General features: G+C 72.7%; 3 protein-coding genes and 1 pseudogene. 1 reads left to right on the top strand and 3 read right to left on the bottom strand.

Features of this window, described 5'->3' with window-relative positions:
- Positions 1–3,220: amidohydrolase family protein (locus GWI24_RS39485; protein ID WP_210950848.1), on the bottom strand; the 3,220-nt coding region annotated here is incomplete at its 3' end.
- A gap of 368 nt (positions 3,221–3,588) precedes the next feature.
- Here GWI24_RS39485 and GWI24_RS39480 point away from each other — a divergent pair.
- The gene (locus tag GWI24_RS39480; RefSeq protein WP_210950847.1) at positions 3,589–4,539 is read left to right on the top strand and encodes an alpha/beta fold hydrolase; all 951 of its coding nucleotides are present in this window, start codon (positions 3,589–3,591) and stop codon (positions 4,537–4,539) included.
- Positions 4,540–4,561: 22 nt separating this feature from the next.
- Here GWI24_RS39480 and GWI24_RS39475 read toward each other — a convergent pair whose 3' ends face one another.
- Positions 4,562–5,464: a transketolase family protein gene (locus GWI24_RS39475; RefSeq protein ID WP_210950846.1), complete on the bottom strand. Its 903-nt coding sequence runs from the start codon at positions 5,462–5,464 to the stop codon at positions 4,562–4,564.
- A 30-nt stretch (positions 5,465–5,494) separates the two neighbouring features.
- A pseudogene (locus GWI24_RS39470) lies at positions 5,495–5,726 on the bottom strand (transketolase); the annotation flags it as partial.

Here is a 5,726-nt window from a genome sequence, read left to right as displayed (position 1 = left end):
CATCCGCCGACTTCCCGTGCGGTGCCGCCGCGGCACCGCCCCCCGGGAAGGACTCGACCAGCTCGCGCTGCTCGTACGGCACCCCGCCCCGCAGCACCGACACCGTCCGTACCAGCGTGTCGAAGTCCGTGAAGGGATCGCCGTCCACGACCGTCAGGTCCGCCAGCTTGCCGACCTCCAGGGTGCCCAGGTCGCGGTCGGCGCCGAAGGCCCGCGCCGGGAGGACGGTCGCCGTGCGCAGCGCCTCCTCCGGCGACAGCCCGAACCGGTGCAGGGCGCGCAGCGCCATGTGCAGATGCAGGCCCACCGGCACCAGCGGCTGGTCCGTCCCCAGGGCCACCACCCCGCCCCCGGCGAGGATCCGCTGGTAGACCCCGATCTCTATGCGCAGCGTGTTCAGTTGGTCCGAGGTCGGAGGCGTCCCGGCGAGCTGCCGTACGAGCGCGGTGTCCCACGGCGGCATCAGCCGGGTGACCCGCTCGTCCTCCGCCAGTGAGGGGTCCGCCCCGACCAGGGGCGACGCCGTGAACGGCGTGGCGATGAGCCGGAAGTCGGAGGTCGCGGTGTAGATCTCCGTCAGGTCCTGCTGGGAGTGTCCGGTCGCCGTCGTGGCGTGGCCGTACTCCAGCCGCTGAGTGGCCTGCAGATGCGTCGTCAGGTCCTGCCCGAGCTGTATGCCCGGTGAGCACAGATGGCTGCCGGTGCGCACACCGAGCCGCTCATGCGCGAACCGGGCCGCCTCCTCCATGATCCAACCCGGTGCGCGCACATACGTCTTGACGAAGTCCCAGTCGAGCGCGGCACCGCGCGCCAGGGAGCGCCGCAGACCGTCGCGGGTGCGATGCGCCCGGCCCATGCTGTACGCGACGCGCGGCCCGTCCAGCAGCTCACCGGTGGCCAGCAGCCGCGGCCCGGCCAGGGCACCCGCCGCGACGGCCTCCCTGAGGCGCGCCTGCTCATAGGCGAACCCGCCGAGGGAGACCGCGGTGGTGATGCCGTACGCGAGCTGCAGGGCGGTCTGACGGCCGCCATAGGTGTACTGCCAGGGGTGGGTATGGGCATCCCACAGCCCGGGGATGACGGTGCGGCCGGAGGCGTCGACGCGCCGCTTCGCGGGCCGCCCGGCCCGATGCGCCTCCACGGCCGCGATGCGTCCGCCGCGCACCACGATGTCCACGTCCTCGCGGACCGTGCCGCCCTTACGGCCGTCACGACGGGCGCCGCCGCCCTCGCCGCCGGTGCCGTCCCAGAACCGCCCGGCGTGGACGACGGTGTCCGCGGGGCGCGGCCGCCGGTGGTCCAGCGGGATACGGACCGTCCGGGCGGTGCCGCTCTTGACGTCCAGCAGCCGCAGCCGGCCCGCCGACAGATACAGGACGCTGCTGGAGTCCCCGGACCAGGAGGGGTGATCGGCGGCCTCGTCGGTCAGCCGGCGCGGCGCGCCGTCGGGGGTGCCATCCGCCCTTACCGGCAGCAGCCACAGGGCGGACTCGACGATGAGCGCCATATGGCGGCCGTCGGGGGACCAGACCGGTCCGGAGTCATAGCGGTCGGAGAGGGAGGTGTGCGGGGCGACGGCATGCTGCCTGGCCGCACCCGTGCTGATGTCGATCACCCGGATCAGGTTGTAGCCCTCGCGGAACCGCTGGTTCAGCCGATTGCGATCGCACAGGGCGACATAGCGCCCGTCGGGCGACCAGCTCGGCCGGCCGGGCAGCCCTCCGGCGCCCATCGGCGCGGCGAGCACCCGTTCCGTACCGGCGTCGAGATCGCGCAGGACCAGGTTTCCCGACATGTCGACACTGGCGAGCCGCTTGCCGTCGGGGGAGAGCGCCGGATGCACCCGGCCGCCGGAGGCCAGCACGGTCTCCTCGCCCGAGGCCAGGTCCCGGCGGCGCGCGGCCAGCAGCCCGTCGCGGTCGTCGGCGTACACCAGGGCGCGCCCGTCGGGCGTCCAGGTGGGAGCCAGCAGATACCGGGTGGGGGCGGCCCGTACGACCCGGCGCGGGGCCCGGCCGCCGGAGACATCGGCCACCCAGAGCGAGTTGAGGGCGGCGAAGGCCACCTTACGGCCGTCGGGAGAGAGCGCGGGCAGATGCAGCCCGCGCACCGGCCGCACCCCGCCACCGTCGAAGTCGTACCGCTTGACCCGATACCGGGGCCGGTCGACGGGGAGGGTGGCGGAGAAGGGGATCTCCTCGTACGCAAGCGCCTTACGGTCGGCATCCTCACCGGCGCGCCCGGCCCGGGCGGTGCTCTCACCGGCAGCGTCTCCGCCGGCGCCGGACCGCATCGCCGAGGGCACCCGGAACACCCGGAACCGCCCGTCCACGGTGAGCAGCAGTTCGTCCCGCGACACCCAACGGGGCGGCACGGGCTGCACATCGCCCGTGATCGCCACCGGCTGCCCGTTCACGACCAGCGTGCAGGAGGCGGCGGGAGCGGCTGTAGTGCGCAGATAGGCGAGGTGGCCGCCCGCCGACACGGACGGCGCCATCACCTGGGCGTCGGCGGTGGGATCGGTGTGCTCGGCCGTGACCGGGCCGGTGCCGTCGGCCCGTACGGAGGCCACCGTACGGGCGCTCAGCGTCGTCCCGGCGGGTGTGCCGCGCACGAACAGCACCCGCTCGCCATCTGCGGACCAGGTGGGGTCGAAGTCCTCCCAGGCCCCGCCCTGGAGTGGCCCGTCCTGGCCGTCCACCCCCGTGAGCCGGGTGAGCTCACCGCTGGCCACCTCCAGCACCCAGATCCGGTACGGGCTGCCCGCCACGGGGTCGCCGCCGCGCTCGGAGGCGAAGGCGATCCGGGTGCCGTCGGGCGACCAGGCCGGACCGCGGTCGTCCCACGGACCGTCCGTTCGCTGCCGCAAACCGGAGCCGTCGGGGCGCAGCGTCCAGATATGGAATCCGCCGCCCCGGTAAGCGCAGACGGCCAGCAGCTTGCCATCGGGGGAGTAGACCGGCCGGGTGGGCTCCAGATCGGCCGGTGTGAGCGCGACGGCCTCGCCGCCCTTACGGGCGACCGACCACAGGACGTTCTGAACCTCGGCGATCAGGCGGTCGCCGGACGGGGAGAGGGTCGCCGCGCCGTTGGTGGCGGCGGTGAAGGAGAGCGAACCCGCCCGGGCCGGTGCGGCGGCGGCCGTCTCGAAGGGCAGGGTGGCCGCGGTGGCGGCGGCGGTCCCCACGGCGGCGGCCTGCAGAAAACGCCGCCGCGACAGGGCGAAGACATCCGCTGTGACGGGTGAACCGGGAGAGTCCGTTGAATCAAGGGAGTTGGGCGAACCGGAAGCGCGTTCCGAACCGGGGGAGTCGGGCGAGCCCGAGGCGCCGGTCGAGCCGGTGGAGTTGGGAGAGCTGGTGGAGAGCGAAGCGTCGTGCGAGTCCAACGGTCCTCCTGGAGCGAGGGAGTTGTATGGATCGGCAGTCGATACGCGGTACCAAGCGCTTGATCGTTACACACCCCGCGCCCCGGAGGACAGGACCGCGTCGATGCCCTTGGCTTGCGGGCCCGGCAAAGGGAGAGTGGGCTTCCGTTCGCACCAGATCCATTCGCACCAGATCGATTCGAGCAAGGAGATGAGACGGCATGCCCGACGGCGGTATCACCCACCGCACCGACCATCTGCCCATGCCCGACGGCGTGCGGGTCGTGACCTACAGCTGGCTGCCGGAGAACGGCGCCGTGCGCGCGATCGTCCAGATCGCCCACGGTGCCGCCGAACACGCCCAGCGCTACGACCGGTTCGCCCGCTTCCTCGCCGCCCACGGCTATGCGGTGGTCGCCTCGGATCACCGCGGCCACGGAGCCACCGCCGATTCGACGGGCGGCTTCGGCGTCGTGGGCGAGGAGGGCGACGGCTGGCGGGCGATCGTCTCGGACCTGCGCGCCATCGGCGACCGCGCGCGGGCCGCGCACCCCCGTGCGCCCCTGGTCCTGCTCGGCCACAGCATGGGCTCGATGCTGGCCCGCGACTGCGCCCAGGAGTACGGCGAGGAGCTGGCCGGGCTGATCCTCTCCGGCACCTTCCGCTCACTCCCGGGCACCGAGACCGAGCAGGCGCTGGAGGGCATCGCGCAGGAGATCGCGGAGCGGGGCCGGAACGCGCAGTCCACCTTCACCCCGACCCTCTTCGCCTCGTTCAACGACCCGTACGAGCACCTTCAGGACCGGACGGGCTTCGAGTGGCTCTCGCGCGACGGGGCGGAGGTGGCCACGTACGCGGCGGACGAGCGGTGCGGCTTCGCGTTCAGCGCCGGGCTGTCCCAGGACTGGGTCCGTGGCGTCCGTAAGATCAACGACCCGCGCCACCAGGCCCGTGTTCCGGCCGGGCTGCCGGTGCATGTGGCGGTGGGCACCGAGGACCCGTGCAACCAGGGGATGACGCTCGTCTACGAGCTCCTGGAGGACTTCCGCTACGGCGACACGCGGGAGCTGACCTGGAAGGGATACCAGGGGGCCCGGCACGAGATCCTGAACGAGACCAACCGGGACGAGGTCCAGCAGGACCTGCTGGCCTGGCTCGAAAAACACCACTGATCCACGGGGCCGAGCCTCCCCCTCACCGCAGGAAGGCAGAGATCCGCTCACGCAACGACGCGGGGTCCAGCCCCTGCCCCGCGAGATGCTCGTCGATCGTGCCGTAGCGGCGCAGCTCGCGCCGGGGAATGCCCAGGCCGAGCACCCGATGCGGGCGATCGGCGAGCGCGTCGTTCACGGCGGCGGTCGAGGTACCCGCGAGATAGGGCTCGACAAGCACGACATCGACGCCGCCCACCGCCGCACCAGCGGTGGCACGCACCGCCCGCTCATCGAAGGGCCGCACAGTCGTGGCGTAGAGCACGGTGACGTCCAGCCCCTCGACGGCCGTAAGGACGCCATCGAGCATCGGCCCGACCGCGATCACCACCCCGCGGCGCCCCTCCCGTACGGTCAGGAAGCGGCCGGGGACGATGTCCCGCGGGGCGGAGTTGGAGTGCGCCGACAGCCGTACGTACACCGAGTCGTCACCGGCCGTGGCCGCGTCCCGCAGCAGGGTCTCGGCCTCGTCCGGATGGCCGGGCACATGGACGGTCCAGCCGTCGAGCGTGTCCAGCAGGGCCACATCGCCGGGCGCCATATGGGTGTAGCCACCCGCCGGCCAGTCGTACGAACCGGCCGCGCTCACCAGCACCCCGCCCACGCCCTGATGCCCGAAGTCCAGCTTGACCTGCTCAAAGGGCCGCTCGACCAGAAAGCTGGCGAAGGTGTGCAGAATCGGCCGCATCCCGGTCAGGGCCAGTCCACCGCCGACGCCGACCAGCAGCTGCTCGCGGATGCCGACATTGATCACCCGGTCGGGATGCGCCTGGGCCGCGTCCGTGAAGCCGTCCTTACCGATCTCGGCCAGCACGACGGCCAGCCGGGGATCGCCGTCCAGAAGACGGGAGACGACGGAGGCGAAACGCTCACGCATGGTGTCCATGAGAACAGTCCCTCTCACACTGGAATCGCATCAGACCTTGGCCTCGACCCGGGCCACCACGGCATGCGGCCGCCCCGGGTGCGGCGCGGTGTACGCCTCGTACAGCGCCTGGTGATCACGCCCGTCCACGGTCGCCGTGGACCACCCCGCGGCCTCGAAACGCGCGGCGATGCCCCCGGGCCGGCCATGGCTGGCGGAGGCGTTGTCGACAACGACCGCATGCAGCCGCTCCAGCCCCACGGCCCCGGCGTACGCGATCGCC

The sequence above is a fragment of the Streptomyces sp. MK37H genome, from assembly GCF_018035285.1.
Lineage (GTDB): Bacteria > Actinomycetota > Actinomycetes > Streptomycetales > Streptomycetaceae > Streptomyces > Streptomyces endocoffeicus.
This window is presented reverse-complemented; position numbering and strand designations above follow the sequence as displayed.

Bases quoted from the DNA above. Each gene is read 5' to 3' on its own strand.
- GWI24_RS39480 (WP_210950847.1), top strand. From the start codon at position 3,589: ATGCCCGACGGCGGTATCACCCACCGCACCGACCATCTGCCCATGCCC.
- GWI24_RS39475 (WP_210950846.1), bottom strand. From the start codon at position 5,464: ATGGACACCATGCGTGAGCGTTTCGCCTCCGTCGTCTCCCGTCTTCTG.